11 protein-coding genes, 5 pseudogenes and 1 riboswitch are annotated in these 17,304 nt (G+C 45.1%); of the genes and pseudogenes, 5 read left to right on the forward strand and 11 right to left on the reverse strand.

Translation table 11 applies throughout. The features are described from left to right. Positions 1-66: 66 nt before the first annotated feature. Both gltD and gltB read right to left on the reverse strand, forming a co-directional pair. Entirely contained in the window at positions 67-1,548 is a 1,482-nt protein-coding gene (gene gltD / locus AXI59_RS17405; protein WP_061528842.1) for a glutamate synthase small subunit, read from the reverse strand. 16 nt (positions 1,549-1,564) lie between these two features. Continuing rightward, complete coding sequence (gene gltB / locus AXI59_RS17410) at positions 1,565-6,127, reverse strand: glutamate synthase large subunit (RefSeq protein ID WP_061528843.1); 4,563 nt, start codon at positions 6,125-6,127, stop codon at positions 1,565-1,567. Positions 6,128-6,274: 147 nt separating this feature from the next. On the opposite strand from gltB, the gene gltC reads away from it, so the two are divergent. Then, positions 6,275-7,177 carry a glutamate biosynthesis transcriptional regulator GltC gene (gltC, locus tag AXI59_RS17415; protein ID WP_061528844.1) on the forward strand — a complete coding sequence of 301 codons (903 nt, stop codon included), beginning with the start codon at positions 6,275-6,277 and terminating at the stop codon, positions 7,175-7,177. Between the two features lie 62 nt (positions 7,178-7,239). Here gltC and proB read toward each other — a convergent pair whose 3' ends face one another. The 4 genes from proB to AXI59_RS17435 all read right to left on the reverse strand — a co-directional run bounded on the left by proB (position 7,240) and on the right by AXI59_RS17435 (position 10,817). Continuing rightward, positions 7,240-8,358, reverse strand: coding sequence for a glutamate 5-kinase (gene proB, locus AXI59_RS17420; protein ID WP_061528845.1), 1,119 nt, complete (start codon positions 8,356-8,358; stop codon positions 7,240-7,242). A gap of 20 nt (positions 8,359-8,378) precedes the next feature. After that, positions 8,379-9,260 (reverse strand): pyrroline-5-carboxylate reductase, encoded by an 882-nt coding sequence (gene proC, locus AXI59_RS17425; RefSeq protein ID WP_156476317.1) that lies wholly within the window; start codon positions 9,258-9,260, stop codon positions 8,379-8,381. Between the two features lie 145 nt (positions 9,261-9,405). Further along, positions 9,406-9,774 (reverse strand): replication termination protein, encoded by a 369-nt coding sequence (rtp, locus tag AXI59_RS17430; protein WP_082791803.1) that lies wholly within the window; start codon positions 9,772-9,774, stop codon positions 9,406-9,408. A 326-nt stretch (positions 9,775-10,100) separates the two neighbouring features. Further along, positions 10,101-10,817 (reverse strand): 3-ketoacyl-ACP reductase, encoded by a 717-nt coding sequence (locus tag AXI59_RS17435; protein WP_061521123.1) that lies wholly within the window; start codon positions 10,815-10,817, stop codon positions 10,101-10,103. A gap of 124 nt (positions 10,818-10,941) precedes the next feature. Between AXI59_RS17435 and AXI59_RS17440 the strand changes: the two are divergent. Both AXI59_RS17440 and AXI59_RS17445 read left to right on the forward strand, forming a co-directional pair. Next, positions 10,942-11,248 (forward strand): annotated as a pseudogene (locus AXI59_RS17440) (hypothetical protein). 64 nt (positions 11,249-11,312) lie between these two features. Beyond that, positions 11,313-12,069: pseudogene (locus AXI59_RS17445) on the forward strand (hypothetical protein). 412 nt (positions 12,070-12,481) lie between these two features. Here AXI59_RS17445 and AXI59_RS20095 read toward each other — a convergent pair. Beyond that, positions 12,482-12,721 (reverse strand): annotated as a pseudogene (locus tag AXI59_RS20095) (SagB/ThcOx family dehydrogenase); the annotation flags it as partial. Beyond that, positions 12,716-13,536 (reverse strand): annotated as a pseudogene (locus tag AXI59_RS17450) (NAD(P)-dependent oxidoreductase); the annotation flags it as partial. The pseudogenes AXI59_RS17450 and AXI59_RS20095, both read right to left, overlap by 6 nt. Positions 13,537-13,656: 120 nt before the next feature. After that, positions 13,657-13,748: riboswitch (SAM riboswitch) on the reverse strand. 134 nt (positions 13,749-13,882) lie between these two features. Between AXI59_RS17450 and AXI59_RS17455 the strand changes: the two are divergent. Continuing rightward, positions 13,883-15,946 (forward strand): molybdopterin oxidoreductase family protein, encoded by a 2,064-nt coding sequence (locus AXI59_RS17455; protein ID WP_061528847.1) that lies wholly within the window; start codon positions 13,883-13,885, stop codon positions 15,944-15,946. A 98-nt stretch (positions 15,947-16,044) separates the two neighbouring features. On the opposite strand, the gene AXI59_RS19875 is transcribed toward AXI59_RS17455, so the two are convergent. Both AXI59_RS19875 and AXI59_RS17460 read right to left on the reverse strand, forming a co-directional pair. Beyond that, positions 16,045-16,203, reverse strand: coding sequence for a hypothetical protein (locus AXI59_RS19875; RefSeq protein WP_156476318.1), 159 nt, complete (start codon positions 16,201-16,203; stop codon positions 16,045-16,047). Beyond that, positions 16,196-16,411, reverse strand: a complete 216-nt coding sequence (locus AXI59_RS17460; protein WP_061528848.1) for a hypothetical protein — start codon at positions 16,409-16,411, stop codon at positions 16,196-16,198. The genes AXI59_RS19875 and AXI59_RS17460 overlap by 8 nt, the downstream gene beginning before the upstream one ends. A gap of 154 nt (positions 16,412-16,565) precedes the next feature. On the opposite strand from AXI59_RS17460, the gene AXI59_RS19565 reads away from it, so the two are divergent. Next, positions 16,566-16,658: a YjcZ family sporulation protein gene (locus AXI59_RS19565; RefSeq protein WP_082791804.1), complete on the forward strand. Its 93-nt coding sequence runs from the start codon at positions 16,566-16,568 to the stop codon at positions 16,656-16,658. A gap of 342 nt (positions 16,659-17,000) precedes the next feature. Here the strand turns inward: AXI59_RS19565 and AXI59_RS20935 are convergent. Continuing rightward, positions 17,001-17,132: pseudogene (locus tag AXI59_RS20935) on the reverse strand (hypothetical protein); the annotation flags it as partial. Positions 17,133-17,304: the final 172 nt, after the last annotated feature.

The following is a 17,304-nucleotide window of genomic DNA, read 5'->3' on the forward strand; positions in this document are numbered from 1 at the left end:
AAGAGGTTTCGTTTTCACGCAAAAAACCGGCTGGTATCAGCCGGTTTTATAAATAAACCCCTTTATTTACGGTAAAACAGTGCTCCCCATTAAATAACTGTCCACTTCTCGCGCCGCTTCACGGCCTTCATTAATTGCCCATACAATTAAGCTTTGGCCTCTTCTTGCATCCCCTGCGGCAAAAACCCCGTCAACATTTGTTTTATATTCCCCATAAGCTGCATTAATTTTTTGATTTGCTGAATCAACGCCAAACTGTTTCAATAACGGTTGTTCGGTGCCTTCAAAACCGATGGCGATGAAGACAAGCTGTGCAAGCCATACCTTTTCGGTTCCAGGAATCTCGCGGAACTCATATTTTCCGTGCTCATTTCTGACTTTCTCCATTTGGATCGTATGAAGTTCTTTTAAGCGTCCTTGTTTATCAGTAACCATTTTTGTCGTTTGGATTGAATATTCTCTAGGGTCTTTTCCAAACTTCGCTTGCGCCTCTTCATATGCATATTCCAATGTGAAGACGTGCGGCTGTTCAGGCCACATATTTTCATTCGTGCGTGCCTGAGGAAGCTTAGGGTGCTTGCCGAACTGATGCACGCTGCGCGCTTTTTGACGCAACGCGGTAGCTACGCAGTCAGCCCCTGTGTCTCCGCCGCCGATAACGATGACGTCTTTACCTTTAGCGTCGATAAATTGTTTGTCTTTGAAATTAGAATCTAAATAGCTTTTGGTGGCTAATGTTAAGTAATCCATGGCATAGTGGACGCCTTTTGCTTCCCGGCCTTCAATCAAAAGGTTGCGCTGTTTTTGGGCGCCTGTGCAAAGAATAACGGCATCATAGCGTTCTTTCAGCTCATCGGCTGTAATGTCGACGCCGATTTCTGTGTTTGTCACAAAATCAATGCCTTCCTGCGTCAGCAGCTTAATGCGGCGTTCGACGATGTCCTTATCAAGTTTCATGCTCGGAATTCCGTACATTAACAGACCGCCTGCTCTGTCAGCGCGCTCGTACACCGTCACAGAATGACCCGCTTGGTTCAGCTGATCGGCGCTTGCAAGACCTGCGGGGCCTGAGCCGACAATAGCGATTCTTTTTCCTGTGCGCTTTGCGGGAATTCGCGGCTGAATCCATCCGTTTTCAAAGCCTTTATCAATGATTGTCCGTTCAATATTTTTGATGGAAACGGCTGGATCTGAAATAGCCAGCGTACAAGAGCCTTCACAAGGAGCGGGACAGACCCTCCCTGTGAATTCCGGGAAGTTATTCGTTTTAAGGAGACGCTCCAAGGCTTCTTTCCAGCGCCCCCGGTACACGAGATCATTCCATTCAGGTATTACGTTATAAATCGGGCACCCGGATGTATAGCCGTTTATATCTGCGCCGATTTGGCAAAACGGTGTGCCGCAATCCATACACCGCGCCCCCTGCCGTTTTGACGCTTCTTCTGAAAACGGAGCCGAATATTCTTTCCAATCCTTTAAGCGAGTGAGAGGGTCCCGCTCAGCCGGTTTTTCTCGTTTTTCTTCCATAAATCCAGTTGGTTTCCCCATGTTCTTCTCCCCTTTCTTACTGTACTACCGCTTGTTTTTGACCTTGGGACGGCGCTTGTTTTGCCTGTTTTGTGTTGGCTTCAAAGGCATACATAATCGCGTCTTCTTCTGATAAGCCCGCCGCTTTTTGTTCTTCGATGCTGAGGAGCATTTGTTTATAGTTTGTCGGAATGATTTTGATAAAGGTTTGGACGGTTTCATCCCAATGATCCAGCAGGCTTGCCGCTTTTTGACTGTTTGTCAGCGCCGCATGCTTTTCGACCATCGCTTTAACCTCTTGAATCTCTGTCTCATCCGTCAGTTTTTCAAATGAAATCATTTCAAGGTTGCATTTTCGTTTAAACGCTTTGGCGTCATCAGCCAATACGTATGCAATTCCGCCTGACATACCCGCTCCGAAGTTTTTGCCGACTTCTCCGAGAACGACAACCCGGCCGCCTGTCATGTATTCACAGCCGTGGTCTCCGATCCCTTCAACAACGACATTGACTCCGCTGTTGCGGACCGCAAAACGTTCTCCGGCACGCCCGTTAATATAGGCTTCTCCGCTTGTCGCACCATAAAAGGCTACGTTTCCGATAATGACATTATCCTGTGTTTCACAGTTAAACGCATCAGGTGCTTTGACGATGATTTTCCCGCCGGAAAGCCCTTTTCCTACGTAGTCATTTGAATCCCCGTTCAAATGAAGCGTCATTCCTTTAGGAACGAATGCCCCGAAGCTTTGCCCGGCTGATCCCGTGAAATGAAGTTTGATTGTATCATCAGGAAGTCCTTCCGCTCCGTAGCGTTTTGAAATTTCACTTCCTGTCATGGTTCCGGCTACACGGTTTGTATTATTAATCTTTATTTCAACTTCCGCTTCTTTACCGGCTTCAATCGCCTCTTTTACTGACGGTAAAATGGCCGTCATATCAAGGGACTGATCAATTTTATGATTTTGCGCCGTATGGAAAGTCCGGACGCCTTCAGGCTGATACAACAGCGTAGATAAATCAAGCTGACCGGCTTTCCAATGTGCTTTTGCCCGTTCGCTGACATGAAGAACATCAGTCCGTCCAATCATCTCATCAAATGTCTTAAAGCCTAACTGCGCCATATATTCACGCACTTCTTCAGCAACAAACAGCATGTAGTTCACGATGTGATCAGGGTCGCCCATGAATTTTTTGCGAAGCTCCGGATTTTGTGTAGCGACGCCTACCGGGCAAGTATCCAAATGGCACGCGCGCATCATGACACAGCCAAGAACAACGAGCGGCGCTGTTGCAAATCCGAATTCTTCTGCGCCAAGCAAGGCAGCCATAACCACGTCGCGCCCTGTCATCAGCTTACCGTCTGTTTCTAACACGACGCGTTCCCGCAAACCGTTTAACATCAGTGTTTGGTGAGCTTCTGCAAGGCCGAGCTCCCAGGGAAGGCCTGTATGCTTAATGCTCGTTTTCGGCGAAGCGCCCGTTCCCCCATCATAACCGCTGACGACAATGACATCTGCCGTACCTTTTGCGACTCCGGCGGCAATGGTGCCGACGCCTGCTTTCGATACCAGCTTGACACTGATTCGCGCATCCCGGTTCGCATTTTTCAAATCGTGGATGAGCTGAGCCAAATCCTCAATTGAATAAATGTCATGGTGAGGAGGCGGTGAAATCAGTCCGACTCCCGGTGTTGAACCGCGGACATCCGCTACCCAAGGGTATACTTTATTGCCCGGAAGCTGGCCGCCTTCTCCAGGCTTTGCCCCTTGCGCCATTTTAATTTGCAATTCATCCGCATTGACGAGGTAATGGCTTTTCACACCAAAACGGGCGGATGCGATTTGTTTAATCGCACTTCTTCTGTCATCACCGTTTTCATCAGGGACAAATCGTTTCGGATCTTCTCCGCCTTCCCCGCTGTTGCTTTTTCCGCCAAGGCGGTTCATCGCAATCGCCAATGCTTCGTGAGCTTCCTTGCTTAATGAACCAAATGACATGGCTCCTGTTTTGAAACGCTTAACGATTGATGCAGCAGACTCCACTTCCTCCACTCTTAAAGGCTTGCGATCTTCCTGGAAGGCGAACAGATTGCGTAAAAATCCGATCCGTTCTTCATCTGCTGCGTGAGAGTATTGTTTAAACAGGCTGTAATCATTTTTCCGGCACGCCCATTGTAAGGTATGAATGGTTTTCGGGTTGAAAGCGTGATGCTCTCCTCCGTTTCTCCATTGGAATTCACTTCCTGAATCAAGCGTTTTACTGTAATCACCCTTGTATGCCGCTTGATGGCGCTGCTTTGCTTCTTCTGCAATCGTTTCGATGCCGATACCGCCAAGCTGGGATGCCGTACCCGTGAAGTATTGGCCGATGACGTCCCGACTGATGCCGACGGCTTCAAAAATTTGGGCGCCTCTGTAGCTCTGAACTGTGGAAATTCCCATTTTTGACATAACTTTGACGACGCCTTCGGTAATACTTTTACCGTATTTGCTGACGGCTTCCTCATAATTAATGTCGAGCCGTCCTTCATCAATTTCCTGCTTGTATGTGGCATATGTCAAATATGGATTTACCGCATCTGCCCCATAACCGATGAGAGCGGCAAAGTGATGAACTTCACGCGCTTCGCCTGATTCAACGATAATGCTCGCTTTTGTCCGCAGGCCTTGGCGGATCAAGTGCTGATGCAGCGCGCTGACAGCCAGTAACGGAGGGATCGGCGTCAATTCCTCAGTCATTGCTTTGTCAGACAAAATTAAAAGGGACACACCTTGATTAATCGCTTTTTCCGCTTGATCAAACAAATCCTGTAAGCCTTTCTCAAGATCGTCAGAAAACAGCATATGAATGTTCTCGCTCTTTACGTCAGGGTGGACAATCGTTTTAAGTGCATAAAACTGCTCATTCGATAATACAGGAGTGTACAGCTTAATGCGGCGGGCATTCCTTTCACTAGGGTGAAGGAGATCGCCTTCCGCCCCGAGCCATGTCACCGTTGATGTCACAAGCTGCTCACGGATCGCGTCAATCGGCGGGTTTGTGACTTGCGCAAACAGCTGTTTAAAGTAATTAAACAATGATTGGGCGCGGTCTGATAACACGGCAAGCGGCGCGTCATTTCCCATTGAGCCGAGCGGGTCCTTTCCCTCTTTCATAACGGGAATCAAATATTTCTGGATGTCTTCATACGTATAGCCGAATGCTTTTTGGCGGACGAGAAGATCTGCGAACTGCTCTTCTTCCCGGATTTCCGGGTCAGGATTCACTTGAACCAATTCTTCCTCAAGCCATTTTTGATACGGGAATTCATTGGCGATTTCTGTTTTTACTTCCTCATCAGAAATAATCCGGCCTTCCTCGAGATCAATTAACAGCATTTTCCCAGGCTCAAGACGTTTTTTTTGCAGGATGTTCTCTTGCTCTGTTTCAATGACGCCGACCTCGGATGAGAAAATAATATGATCGTCTTTTGTCACATAGTAGCGCGCCGGCCGAAGGCCATTTCGATCAAGGATGGCGCCGATTTGTTTTCCGTCCGTAAATGAAATGGCGGTCGGTCCGTCCCACGGTTCCATTAAAGAGCTGTGATATTCGTAAAAAGCTCTTTTCGCTTTTGACATATGGGTGTTTTCCGTCCACGGTTCAGGGATCAGCATCATTGCCGTGTGCGCCGGCTTCCGTCCCGCCATGACGAAAAATTCAAAAGCGTTATCGAGTATGGATGAGTCACTGCCGTCGGCATTCAAAATCGGCAGAACTTTTTGAAGGTCATCTCCGAAGCTTTCCGATACGAACTGCTGCTCTCTTGCTTTCATCCAATTGATATTGCCTCGGAGCGTGTTGATTTCTCCATTATGAATGAGATAGCGGTTTGGATGCGCTCTTTCCCATGTAGGGAATGTATTCGTGCTGAATCGTGAATGCACGAGTGAAAATGCAGATACAAATGCTTCATCCTGCAAATCCAAATAAAACGCGTCGACCTGCTCAGGCGTTAACAAACCCTTATATACAATCGTCTGGCTTGACAGGCTTGCGAAGTAAAAATCGAGCTGCTCTGCTGCGCCCCAATTTTCCGCCTGTTTCCGGATGACGTACAGCTTTCGTTCAAAAGCAAGGCTGTCTTTTAAATCGACGCTGGCACCGATAAATATTTGACGGACATACGGGCAAGTGTTTTGTGCCACTGTTCCGATTTTTCCGACATTAACAGGCACGGTTCTCCATCCGAGAACGGTTTGCCCTTCTTGTTCAATTAATGTATTAACCTGTTTTTCGATTTTTTTTCTTTCCTCTTCATTTTGCGAGAAAAAGACCATTCCTACCCCGTAACGCCCTTTTTCCGGCAGTTTCATTTCTCCGCACTCTTTTTTTAAAAAAGCATCAGGGATTTGAACCATTAAGCCAGCGCCGTCACCCGTGTTCGGATCACTGCCCTGACCTCCTCTGTGGTCTAGCTGGCAAAGCATCTTCAGTCCTTTTTTGACAATGTCATGTGAAGGCTCCCCTTTTAGGTGGGCATACAAGCCGATTCCGCACGCATCATGCTCAAATTCCGGACGGTAGAGACCTTGAGCTTTTGGCATTTGATTGTAAGTCATAATTCCTCTCCCCCGATCAGTTTCCGTTAATTACCGATCATAAAATCTGACAACTCTAAATTCATTGTAAGTTTTCAAAACAATATAAACAATATATAATTTAGATCAAATACATCTCAAAATGAGATAGATAGGTGTGAAACGTAAATGGAATTGCGCCAGCTTCGGTATTTTATGGAGGTAGCCGAAAGAGAACATGTGTCAGAAGCGGCTGATCATCTGCATGTCGCTCAATCCGCCATCAGCAGGCAGATTGCAAATCTTGAAGAAGAACTGAAGGTTACTTTGTTTGAACGGGAAGGCAGAAATATTAAGCTGACGCCGATCGGCAAGCAATTTTTAGAGTACGTCAAAACGGCGATGAAAGCGATTGATTACGCGAAGGAACAAATTGATGAATATCTGGACCCAAACCGAGGAACCGTCAAAATCGGCTTTCCCACGAGCCTTGCCAGCCAGCTGTTGCCGACGGTGATATCCGCCTTCAAAGAGGAATATCCGAACGTTGAATTTTTACTGCGCCAAGGGTCTTATAAGTTTTTAATTGAAGCGGTAAGAAACAGAGATATCGACGCCGCGCTGCTCGGCCCTGTTCCGACGGATTTTCCGGACATAACAGGCAATATACTATTCACAGAAAAAATTTACGCGCTTGTTCCGATCAATCATCCGCTCGCCAAACAAAAAAATATTCATTTAATTGATCTGCGTAACGATCAATTCGTTTTGTTCCCTGACGGATTTATTCTCCGTAATATGGCGATTGATGCATGCAAACAGGCGGGCTTTGCACCGCTTGTGTCGACAGAGGGCGAGGATTTAGACGCAATTAAAGGATTAGTATCCGCAGGGATGGGGGTTACTTTATTACCCGAAAGCACCTTTGCAGAATCCACTCCCCGATTTACGGTCAAGATCCCGATTGAATTTCCCCAAGTGAAACGGACTGTAGGCATTATTAAACCAAAAAACAGAGAACTGGCTCCGTCTGCGAACGATTTTTATCATTTTGTCATTCAATTTTTCTCAACACTTGAGCAATATAAATAAAAAACGAACCCGAGCTTCCAAACGGAAGCTTCGGGTTTCTTTGTCTTTCTTTCTATATTGGGTCAGCAGATCGGTATAGACAGTTCAACGTGGCAGACAAACGCTTCAGGATCAATAATTGATTGCTCCGCTTGTTTGTGAGGCGTTTCTTTTAATGTCTGCAGCTGGGCTGAAGAATAATTGACAATGCCGAGTCCAAGCTCCTCGCCCTGTTGATCCAGCAGCCTGACAACCGCCCCGCTGCTGAATTTTCCTTTAATTTCATCAATGTCTTTCGGCGATAAAGCAACATTTCCATTTGTTACATGGCGGCTGCTTTCTTTTTCCATCACAATTTCGCCTTCCGGGCCGGAATTAAACGCGATCCATTGTTCTTTATGGTTTAACGGAAGTGTTCCTTCCGCTTCAAAGTAAGTTCCTTCAGCGGCTTCTTCGACCGCTTGAATTAAAATGTCAGGAGCGTTTGCCTGCCCGAGAAAGCCTTTAATTCCGGAGGCCATGACGATTTTAAAAGCGTCGAGCTTAGAACGCATGCCGCCCGTACCCATTTCACTCCCGGCTTCCTTCGCGCTTGCTTCAATCTCAGGCGTAATGTCACTCACATGTTTCACTCTTTTTGCTTTCGGATTGCTGCGCGGATTATCGTCATATAGTCCGTCAATGTCTGATAAAATCGCAAGCATGTCGGCATCAATTAAACCGGCCACTTTTGCAGCCAGCGTATCGTTATCGCCGAACTTCAAACGGTTGACGGTGACGGTGTCATTTTCGTTAATAATTGGAATGATGCCGCGTTCCAAAAGGACATTCATCGTATTGCGGACATTGTGGTAGCGATACTCATCGGAAAAGTCGCTTCTGGTGATTAAAATTTGAGAGGCTACATAACCGTGCGCTAAAAACAATTTTGAATAAGCCTCCATTAATAACCCTTGGCCGATTGAAGCCGACGCCTGCTTTTCAGGAAGGCTTTCCGGCTTTTGTATAAATCCTAGCTTGCGATAGCCTGCGGCAACCGCGCCGGAGGATACTAAAATCACTTCATAGCCGCTGTCTTTCAGCTGTGCAATTTGATCCACCAATGCTTCTAATTTCCTTCTGCTGATTTCTCCGTGCAGGCTCGTCAGTGAGCTGCTGCCGATTTTTACAACGACTCTTTTCATCTTGGGCCGAGGCGTCACTGTATCACTCCTGTTTTCTCTTATTGTAGTGTTGATGCTGTTTTTTCTATCGTTTTGCTGATTTCTGCAGAACGTTCGGCCGCGTGTTTAATGGCTTTGGCGATGGCTTCCCCGCCGCCTTCTGAACGGAGCGCATTGAGGCCTGCTGCCGTCGTGCCGTTTGGAGAGGTAATGTTTTCTCTTAACACATTTGGCTTTTCTCCCGTCTCCATCAGCATTTTAGCCGCGCCTAATAATGTTTGCGCTCCGATCTGCCGGGACAGCCGTTTGTCTAAACCGGCTTCTTCCCCCGCTTTTTCGATAAACTCCATTAAATAATAAAAGTAAGCCGGTCCGCTGCCGGCGATGCCGGTGAAAATATCCATTTGGTTTTCTTTGATCACATACACTTCACCCAGGCATTCAAGCAGGGATACAGCGATTTTCGCCGAGCTGTCAGGCACATGGTCTCCGAACGCCGCGGCTGTTGCCGATTCGCCGATCATGCTGGAGGTGTTTGGCATCACCCTGACAACCGGCTGTTGATCATGCAATGATTGTTGTATAAATGAGGTTGTTATGCCGGCCAGAACCGACAGGATTAATTGGTGGGGTTGAATACGCGTTTTCAGCGTTGCCAGAGCGTTTTCAGCATCTTTCGGCTTCATGGCTAAAATAAATACATCAATGTCTTCGGTTTTCATGCTGTCAAAAGTGACGCCTTGAATTCCGTATTGATGTTCAAGTTCAGCCAGACGCTCTGTATTACAGCGGTTTGTCACGCAGATGTTTTGATTGGGAATTTTTTTGGCACGGACCATGCCTGCTATCATTCCTTCAGCCATTGATCCTGCTCCGATAAAAGCAACTTTCTTTTGATCTAAGATCGGTAACATCTCCTTCGTTCGCATTTTTGTTCGTATTTTTCACACGTTTTACATGTTACCACTTCAGGAGGTGATGTCAAGTTTGAAGTTTTATTGATATGTATTGTCCCCTGCCTGCTATTATGTATAATGAATCACAGAACACACCGCACAATCCCGGTCCGGGTGTGTTCTGCGCTGATTAAAAATTATCGGATAGGGCTTTTTCAATCAGCTTTTTGCAGCGGTCAAGCTCAACCTTCAGCTGTTTTTTGTAGAGCTTCGCAGCTTCATAGTCTTTAAATTGATAGAGAACGACCTCCTGCAGCTTAGCTCCTTCTTTTTTGACTTTTATCTGCTTTAATATGCCGTCATCTAAAAGTTCATGGAGCGAGCGATAAACTTCGGTATGATTCGGCTTAAAACCGATTGCTTTAAATTCAGAACGCAGCACCTCCAGAAGCTTGAGCCCGTAAAGCCGTTCCTGCTCTGTCATTGTAATCATGTAGAGCTTTAAAAAGGCCCGTTGCTTGACTAAAAAACCGGTGGAGCTTCTTTTTTCTTCTTTCAAAATGTGCACCTCCTTCCGTCTAACAAATAATTCCATGTACTAAATATTCTCTATAGATGCCTGTTTCCCTTTTTAAAGGCTGTATCAGTTTTATTTAGATCTAGAGGTTTTTATGGATAGAAGGGAAAAAAACGAGATAATGAACATTTGGTACATGGTTTATTTAGTTTAATTATAACCTGATTGTGCCGATATTCAATCTTACATTTCGGATATTAAGAAAAATGAATCTTTTGATCTATTAACATTTTCTTCGCTCAGAAGTAAAAATGGAAAAATTCGATTCCAATAAAAAAAGACCTGTCATTAAGACAGGCCTCTTCTCATTAAGGATTTGTTGACCATAAACCTGCAGTTTTAATAAAGATGCGCGGATGTAATTTCAATTGAGCCACCATGTATTCTGCAAGGTCTTCCGGCTGCATTACTTTTTCAGGATTGCCGTCTGTCAGATTTAATTCAATTGACATGTCACTGGCAACAGTGCTTGGCGTCAGTGCGCTTACACGGATATTGTGCTTTCTGACCTCCTGCATGAGAGATTCAGTCAAGCCGAGAACGGCGAATTTTGAAGCGCTGTAAGCACTTGTAACAGGTGCGCCTTTTTGGCCTGCTGTAGAGGAAATATTAATAATATCTCCTGTTTTTCTCTCAATCATTTCAGGAAGAACGGCACGGGTCACATGATATACACCCATTAAGTTGACCTGAATGATCTCTTCCCACTCTTCAGGCGACAGATCTAAAAATCCGCCGAATTTGCTGATTCCCGCATTATTGATGAGAATATCAACAGCACCCAGTTCATTTTTTACAGCTGCGACAGCTTGCTCTGCCTCTTTTTGATTTTTCACGTCGGCAGCAGCAAAGGAAGCCTTCACTCCGAGAGCCTTCACTTCTTCTGCAACCTTTTCGACATTTGCCTCAGTCCGGCCGATTAAACCGATATTGACTCCTTCTTTTGCCAAAGCAATAGCGGCGGCGCGCCCGATTCCTCGTCCCGCACCCGTAATCAGAGCCGTTTTGTTCTGTAAGCTTTCCATGTCTATCACCCTTTCTGATTGTCCTTATGTACGATTTCACATTATAAGCAGAAAAAAAACAATTCGCAAATAAAACGATTCAAATCCTTTTGATAGGGTAAAAAGAGAAAAAAGGAGTGAGCAGATGATCATCATCTTATTATGCAAGTTTAACTGTGACAGCCGCTGCACTGATTTATTCAGGTGTATCCGCCATGCGCTGCAAGAAGAAAATGGACCCGGCTTTAAAAAAGATGAACAAAACAGCAGGCACCATGCAAACGGCCATTGAAGAGATCAAAACAGAGGCCGGCTTGTTATCGCAAAAGCAAAAAGAGCTGCAGGAGGATATTTTCATCAAAAAAACGGCCATTCAGCAGACTGCCGCTGAGGTAAAAGGAACGCCTCACGTCCTGAAAATGCTTTGGAATGCCGGAAAGAGCGGATCATAACCCTGCATGTGATCCGCCTTTTTGTTTACAATAGAAGGGATTGCTTTGTTTCGGGAGGGATAACATGATTTGCGACCGCAAGCGGCTTGCGCATTTTTTGATGCGGCTTAAAGCACTTTCATCTTCAGGGCCATTTACAAAGTCAGATTTGCTGACTCCGTCTTTCCATCTTTTCAGGGACGGAGAACTGGACATGTATTATTCCCCCCCATAATGAATATATTAATCCCCGTGCAGTGATTGTCATTGCCGGAATTACACCCGGTTTTTCACAGATGCAAAGAGCTTACGACACAGCAGCACGACTTTTAAAAAGCGGCGAGCCTCTGGAGACAATGGCAATAGAGACAAAAAAAGCGGCCGGGCTTTCCGGGTCAATGAGACAGCATATCATCGGAATGCTTGATGAATGCGGTCTGCCGGCCGTGCTTCACATTGAGGATTCATCCCAATTATTCAATACGAAACGGGAGCTGCTTCATACGACATCCGTCATTAAGCACCCCGTTTTTTATCAGCACAAAAACTATACAGGGCATCGGCCAGCTATCAGCCAATCAGCTCTTCTCAGCAGATATGCGTTTGAGTGCTTCCCCGCTGAAATTGAAACGCTTAAAAGGCATATCCTGCTCATCCCTCTCGGCAAAGCCGCCGAATCTGTTTGCCTTACACTAAAAGAACACAGCAGGCTGAAGCAGGCGATGCTCCTGCGCGGCTTTCCGCATCCGTCCGGCGCAAACGGACATCGCTTTAAGCAATTCAGAGAAAATAAACAATCGTTACAAGAACAAATACAGCACTTTGCGCAACTTATTCAATAGGGCCCTGCCGCATGCCCATCAAGCTATTATTTTGAATTACCTTCAAAACGAAATTTTTCTACAGTTATTTATGCGAATTCGGCTCGTTTTTTTCGTTTTGGGGTGGATTTTTTATATTCCTTCACCAGTGTTTATAGAAGTGTCGTCTTTTTAAAATTTGCTTCTTTCATCGCCTGTACAGCCGTAATCTCCTTATTTCTCCAACTTTTATAAGCTTCAATAAATTTCTTGACGTCCAAAAGATATACCGTTTTTTTCAGTCCGGTTGAACTTGGCGACTTTCATTTTGATCTCGACTACTTACTCGTATGTAAGATGTTGTACGATGTGCTTACTTCCTCTGCCAATGCTTTGATTTTAATCATGATTCGGAGCATTTCTTCTATTGTCGTCCTTGGGTTGATGGAACAAAGTCGAATAACCACTTCGGTTTGATATAGACAAAAATATCAATGGGATAAACTCCACCCGCACTGGCGTAATAGTAGTAGATTTTTTCTTCTTTCCTCTGTTTGAAAGCAGAAAACAGTTGCGAAAATTCGGAAAAAGGTACGGGATTTTTCATATCAATTTGGCGGCAAGATCTGCTCTCCCTGATCATGACAGGAAGCTCCTCTTTTGATTCAAGCTGGATTCCGGCTGACCGAGAAGATTCAGGCGGTTCGTGATAGAACACGTCAAGTATCGCCCCTCTGATTCGGCATTCTTTAAGCACATGCAAAAGATCTTCCCTGTTTGTCACTGCGGCTCTTGATGTATTGACAAAAATGGCGTCTTTTTCATCAAATCAAAATATCCGGCGTCTATAAGCCCGATGGTTTCTTCAGTGCGCGGCAGGTGAACAGACACAATATCACTTTCTGAAAATACCCGTTCGATCGATGTTTTCTCATACTGTAGATTTTCATGATCAACAAAAGGGTCGCAGTACAAAACCCTGCAGTCAAAAGCGGTCAAAAGCCCGGCGATTTTTTGGCCGACGGCTCCGAATCCAAGCAGACTCACCGTTTTTCCGCTCAGTTCATCCCCTCTGAATTTGACGTAAGCCTGTAAATAATCGCCGTTCCACTTTTCATCCTTCAGCCATTGATTTGACGGGTACGTGTGCCGCAAAAAAGAGATGACATTTCCGATAAACATTTCAGCCACTGCCTGAGCATTGCGGGCCGGGGTGAAAAAAACAGGGATTCCCCTTTTCGTCGCTGCCGCTGTATCGACATTGGACGGCATCCCTCTGCATACGCCGATGAAGGCAAGCTCTGGCGATGCGTTAATGACACGATCTGTTACGTCGTCAAGTTCGGTAATAAGCCCTGTCGCATTCGTCTCTGCCATCAGCCGGATTACTTCGTCTTCCCGATAGGCCCGGCGGTGCTTTTTCCAAGGGCGGTACACAGCCTTGCCAAACACTTCCTCCAGCTCCTTCAGCCCTTGTTTGTGATATGGTGCGGTAATTAAAACCGTCATGGTGCAAAACATCCTTTTCACATGAATTTTTTCATAAAAAAATCTCTTTCCCGAAGAAGGAAAGAGATTCGTATACTGTCTTTATCCGCTTTATGCGCACAAATATGTATAGACCATTCTTTCCTATCTTTCAAGCATACGCTTGCTGGAATTGGCACAATAATGTTGCCGAGGTTTCATAGGGCCAGTCCCTCCACCTCTCTTGATAGAAAATAAAATGATGAAATTGTCAGTCTGTTTAAAAGAATAAACTCATCATAGAAAAGTCTTACCTTTCTTTCTAAATTGACGTTCAATTTCGAAATGTTATAATGCTTACAATATACAAAAAGAGGAGAAATGGGCTATGAATTCTTTTGCCGAACAACCAAACGGGGTCTTTAAATCGGTATGCTCGTTAGACTGTCCGGACCAATGCGGCTTGCTCGTTACAAAAAAAGACGGCAAGATCATCAAAATACAGGGTGATCCCGATCACCCTGTCACATCAGGAAATATTTGCAACAAGGTCAGAAACATGGCCGAACGCATTTATGATAAAAAGCGCTTATCCACTCCGTTAAAGCGTGTCGGTGCGAAAGGGGAATCTGCATTTAAACCTATTTCATGGGACGAGGCCATCAGCACCATCAGTACACGCTGGAAAGAGCTGATGGACAAAGAAGGAGCAGAAAGCATTCTTCCATACAGCTTTTACGGCAACATGGGAAAACTTGCGGCAGAAGGAATGGACCGCCGTTTTTTCCACCGTCTCGGCGCAAGCAATCTGGAACGGACGATCTGCAGCAAAGCTGGATCTGAAGGCTACAACTATACGATGGGAGCCGGCATAGGAACAGATCCTGAGGAAACCATTCATGCAAAGCTGTTTATATTTTGGGGAATCAATGCCGTCAGCACGAATATGCATCAGGTGACAATTGCTCAAAAAGCCCGTAAAAATGGAGCGAAAATTGTTGTCATTGACGTACATAAGAACCAAACCGGGCGCCTTGCCGATTGGTTTATTCCCATTCGTCCCGGCACCGATGCCGCTCTCGCTCTCGGTATGATGCATGTTTTATTTAAAGAAAACATGCACGATGAAGCATTTCTTTCTGAATACACGGCCGGCAGTGAAGAATTGAAAGAACACGTCAAACAGTATGATCCGGAGACAGTCGCTTTCATTACAGGCGTCAAGTCAGACGATATCCGCCGGCTTGCGAGAATGTACGGAGAAACCTCCCCTTCCCTGATCAGAATCGGAAACGGCATTCAGCATCATGATAATGGCGGAATGATCGTCCGCACCGTTTCCTGCCTGCCGGCTGTTACCGGACAGTGGCTGCACGCCGGAGGGGGCGCAATCAAGCATAACAGTGCAGTATTAGGCTATAACAGAAAAGCGCTGCAGCGTCCTGACTTGCTTCAGGGCTGCACACCGCGATCGTTTAATATGAACAGGCTTGGGAGAGTTCTTTTAGAAACTGATCCGCCTGTACGCTCTCTGTTTATTTACGGAACAAATCCCGCAGTGGTCGCGCCCGAAGCAAATAAGGTCAGAAAAGCGCTGCTGCGTGAGGATTTATTTGTGGTCGTTCATGACCTGTTTTTAACAGAGACCGCTAAATATGCGGATATTGTACTCCCTGCGACATCCGCTTTTGAAAATACAGATTTCTACACTTCTTACTGGCATCATTTTATTCAGCTTCAAAAGCCGGTTATAGAACGATACGGAGACAGCAAATCAAATACGGAAGTGTTCCGTTTGTTGGCTGAAGCGATGGGCTTTACCGAACAAGAGCTGCGGGATTCTGACGAGGAGTTAATCAGACAGGCATTAGACTTTGCTGAAAACCCGTATATCGAGGACATTGATTATAATTCACTCTCTCATCATTCCTTCATGAGAGCAAATCGGGAAAACCCGCTTTTCCCGTGTAAACTTCCGACACCAAGCGGAAAAATTGAGTTATATTCTGAAAAAATGAAGCAAGATGGCTTTCCGGCCCTGCCGACGCATATTCCGCTGCACAAAGATGAAGATTTCCCGTTTCTGTTTGTGCCCGGGCCGAATCATAATTTCTTAAATTCGACATTCTCGAATAACGAAAAACACGTAAAACTTGAAAAAGCGCCGAAAATTTTTATTCATATTAAGGATGCTGCTTCACGGGGTATTGAAGATGGGGAAATCGTCCGGATTTGGAACAATCGCGGCGAGTGTGAATTGACAGCTTCTGTCGGAGAACAGGTCCTCCCCGGCGTAGTTGTCAGCCAAGGCCTTTGGGCCGACATGGATGATAAAAAACAGCTTGTCAATTCGCTGACCCCCGACCGATTATCTGATATGGGCGGAGGCGCTGTCTTTTTCTCAGGCAAAGTACAAGTGGAGAAGCTCGATGATAAAAACCGGCCGGATTAAATTTCCGGCGGTTTTGTTTGTATGAAACCTTTTTCCGTGCCTGACATCTCAAGGAGCAGAGCGGTCGGACAGAAGTCTGCATTGCGTAAATGGTTAACTTACGCTTTAGAAGAAAAAGAATAAATACAAACCATTAAAGCGGCACAATAATCGAAATTCCCGCTGACAAAACGAATCGATTCTCCGTCAAAGTTAAAGACGGCTGTTAAAACACCGGCCGTCAGCACCGCATATAAAATGCTTTTTGTTTTACTCATATTTGTCATCCTTCGACAATAAATGCCGGATTTCTTTTTCACTAATCGGCAGATTCCGCTCTTTTGATTTCAGATAAAACCCTTTTGAATATAACCGCTTTACTTCATCGTATGTCAGCTCATCTCGAATCAGAGCCATCACTTGCTGATCTTCTTTATGATCTTTATTGAACCAATCATAATGTTCTGACCAGTTAAAAGTGTGCATCGTAAACACCTTCCTTTTCAGTTATGATCACAATTTATGGACTTCAATGTCATAGACTAACAAATCATTTTAAAATCAATTAGACAAGCAGCCCTGTCAAAAAATATCGTTTTAGCATAACTTGTATTAATCCTCGCAGGGGAGGTTTGATAATATGGGATACTCAGGTGGTTATGGTAACTCCTTTGTATTCATTGTGGTGCTGTTCATCTTATTAATCATCATTGGGGCATCATATTTAGGCTAGTAAGACCTCCCCTCACCGCCATGTCAGCAATACCTCCTTGTTCGGATAGACGCTATAAGAAACTTTTATGGCGTTTTTTCATGTTAATCGCTGTTTTGCTGATTCACTGCTATCTTTCTTCTAACTAAAGAAATACTTTTATTTTTACTTTAATCGATTGTCACCTGAAAGAAGCCGCCCGTAAACAAATTCAGCGCATTTAAGGAATTTAAATTTTCATCTACTTTTATTTTTTAGTGACGATAATGGAAGCTTGAAGAGGTCAAACCGCGTAATTGTTTTATGTATCCCCCTTCTTTTCGGGGGTATTTTTTATTTTTATGTCCACCTGAATGCTGTGCCTCAAGGTGTATAAGATTCAGCTCGCCAAATAGCCTTTGAGCCGTATTTATTTCTTATTCCGTCCATAACAAACCCACGCTTTCTCTTCTTTTCATTATCCTTTTCAAACAGACTGAGCTGCTGATTACCATCCTCGTAAAGTAACTGTAATGCTGCGTTTGTAAAACTTACCAAACAGTATCATAAATATCCATGGCGATGCAGGTAATCAACTGTTTTTGCTCTGTAAAAGCCTGCCCAAACTCGTCTTTGCTGTTCCTAAACTGGCGGTTATCCCCACTTTTTTCCTGATTTGACATCTGAG

It is taken from the genome of Bacillus nakamurai (assembly GCF_001584325.1).
Taxonomy (GTDB): Bacteria; Bacillota; Bacilli; order Bacillales; family Bacillaceae; genus Bacillus; species Bacillus nakamurai.

What these genes read in the sequence shown, in the direction of transcription:
- gltC (WP_061528844.1), top strand. Translation starts at nt 6,275, where the DNA reads ATGGAATTGCGCCAGCTTCGGTATTTTATGGAGGTAGCCGAAAGAGAA.
- AXI59_RS17460 (WP_061528848.1), bottom strand. Translation starts at nt 16,411, where the DNA reads ATGCACACTTTTAACTGGTCAGAACATTATGATTGGTTCAATAAAGAT.
- AXI59_RS17435 (WP_061521123.1), bottom strand. Translation starts at nt 10,817, where the DNA reads ATGGAAAGCTTACAGAACAAAACGGCTCTGATTACGGGTGCGGGACGA.
- AXI59_RS19565 (WP_082791804.1), top strand. Translation starts at nt 16,566, where the DNA reads ATGGGATACTCAGGTGGTTATGGTAACTCCTTTGTATTCATTGTGGTG.
- AXI59_RS17455 (WP_061528847.1), top strand. Translation starts at nt 13,883, where the DNA reads ATGAATTCTTTTGCCGAACAACCAAACGGGGTCTTTAAATCGGTATGC.
- gltB (WP_061528843.1), bottom strand. Translation starts at nt 6,127, where the DNA reads ATGACTTACAATCAAATGCCAAAAGCTCAAGGTCTCTACCGTCCGGAA.
- gltD (WP_061528842.1), bottom strand. Translation starts at nt 1,548, where the DNA reads ATGGGGAAACCAACTGGATTTATGGAAGAAAAACGAGAAAAACCGGCT.
- AXI59_RS19875 (WP_156476318.1), bottom strand. Translation starts at nt 16,203, where the DNA reads ATGAGTAAAACAAAAAGCATTTTATATGCGGTGCTGACGGCCGGTGTT.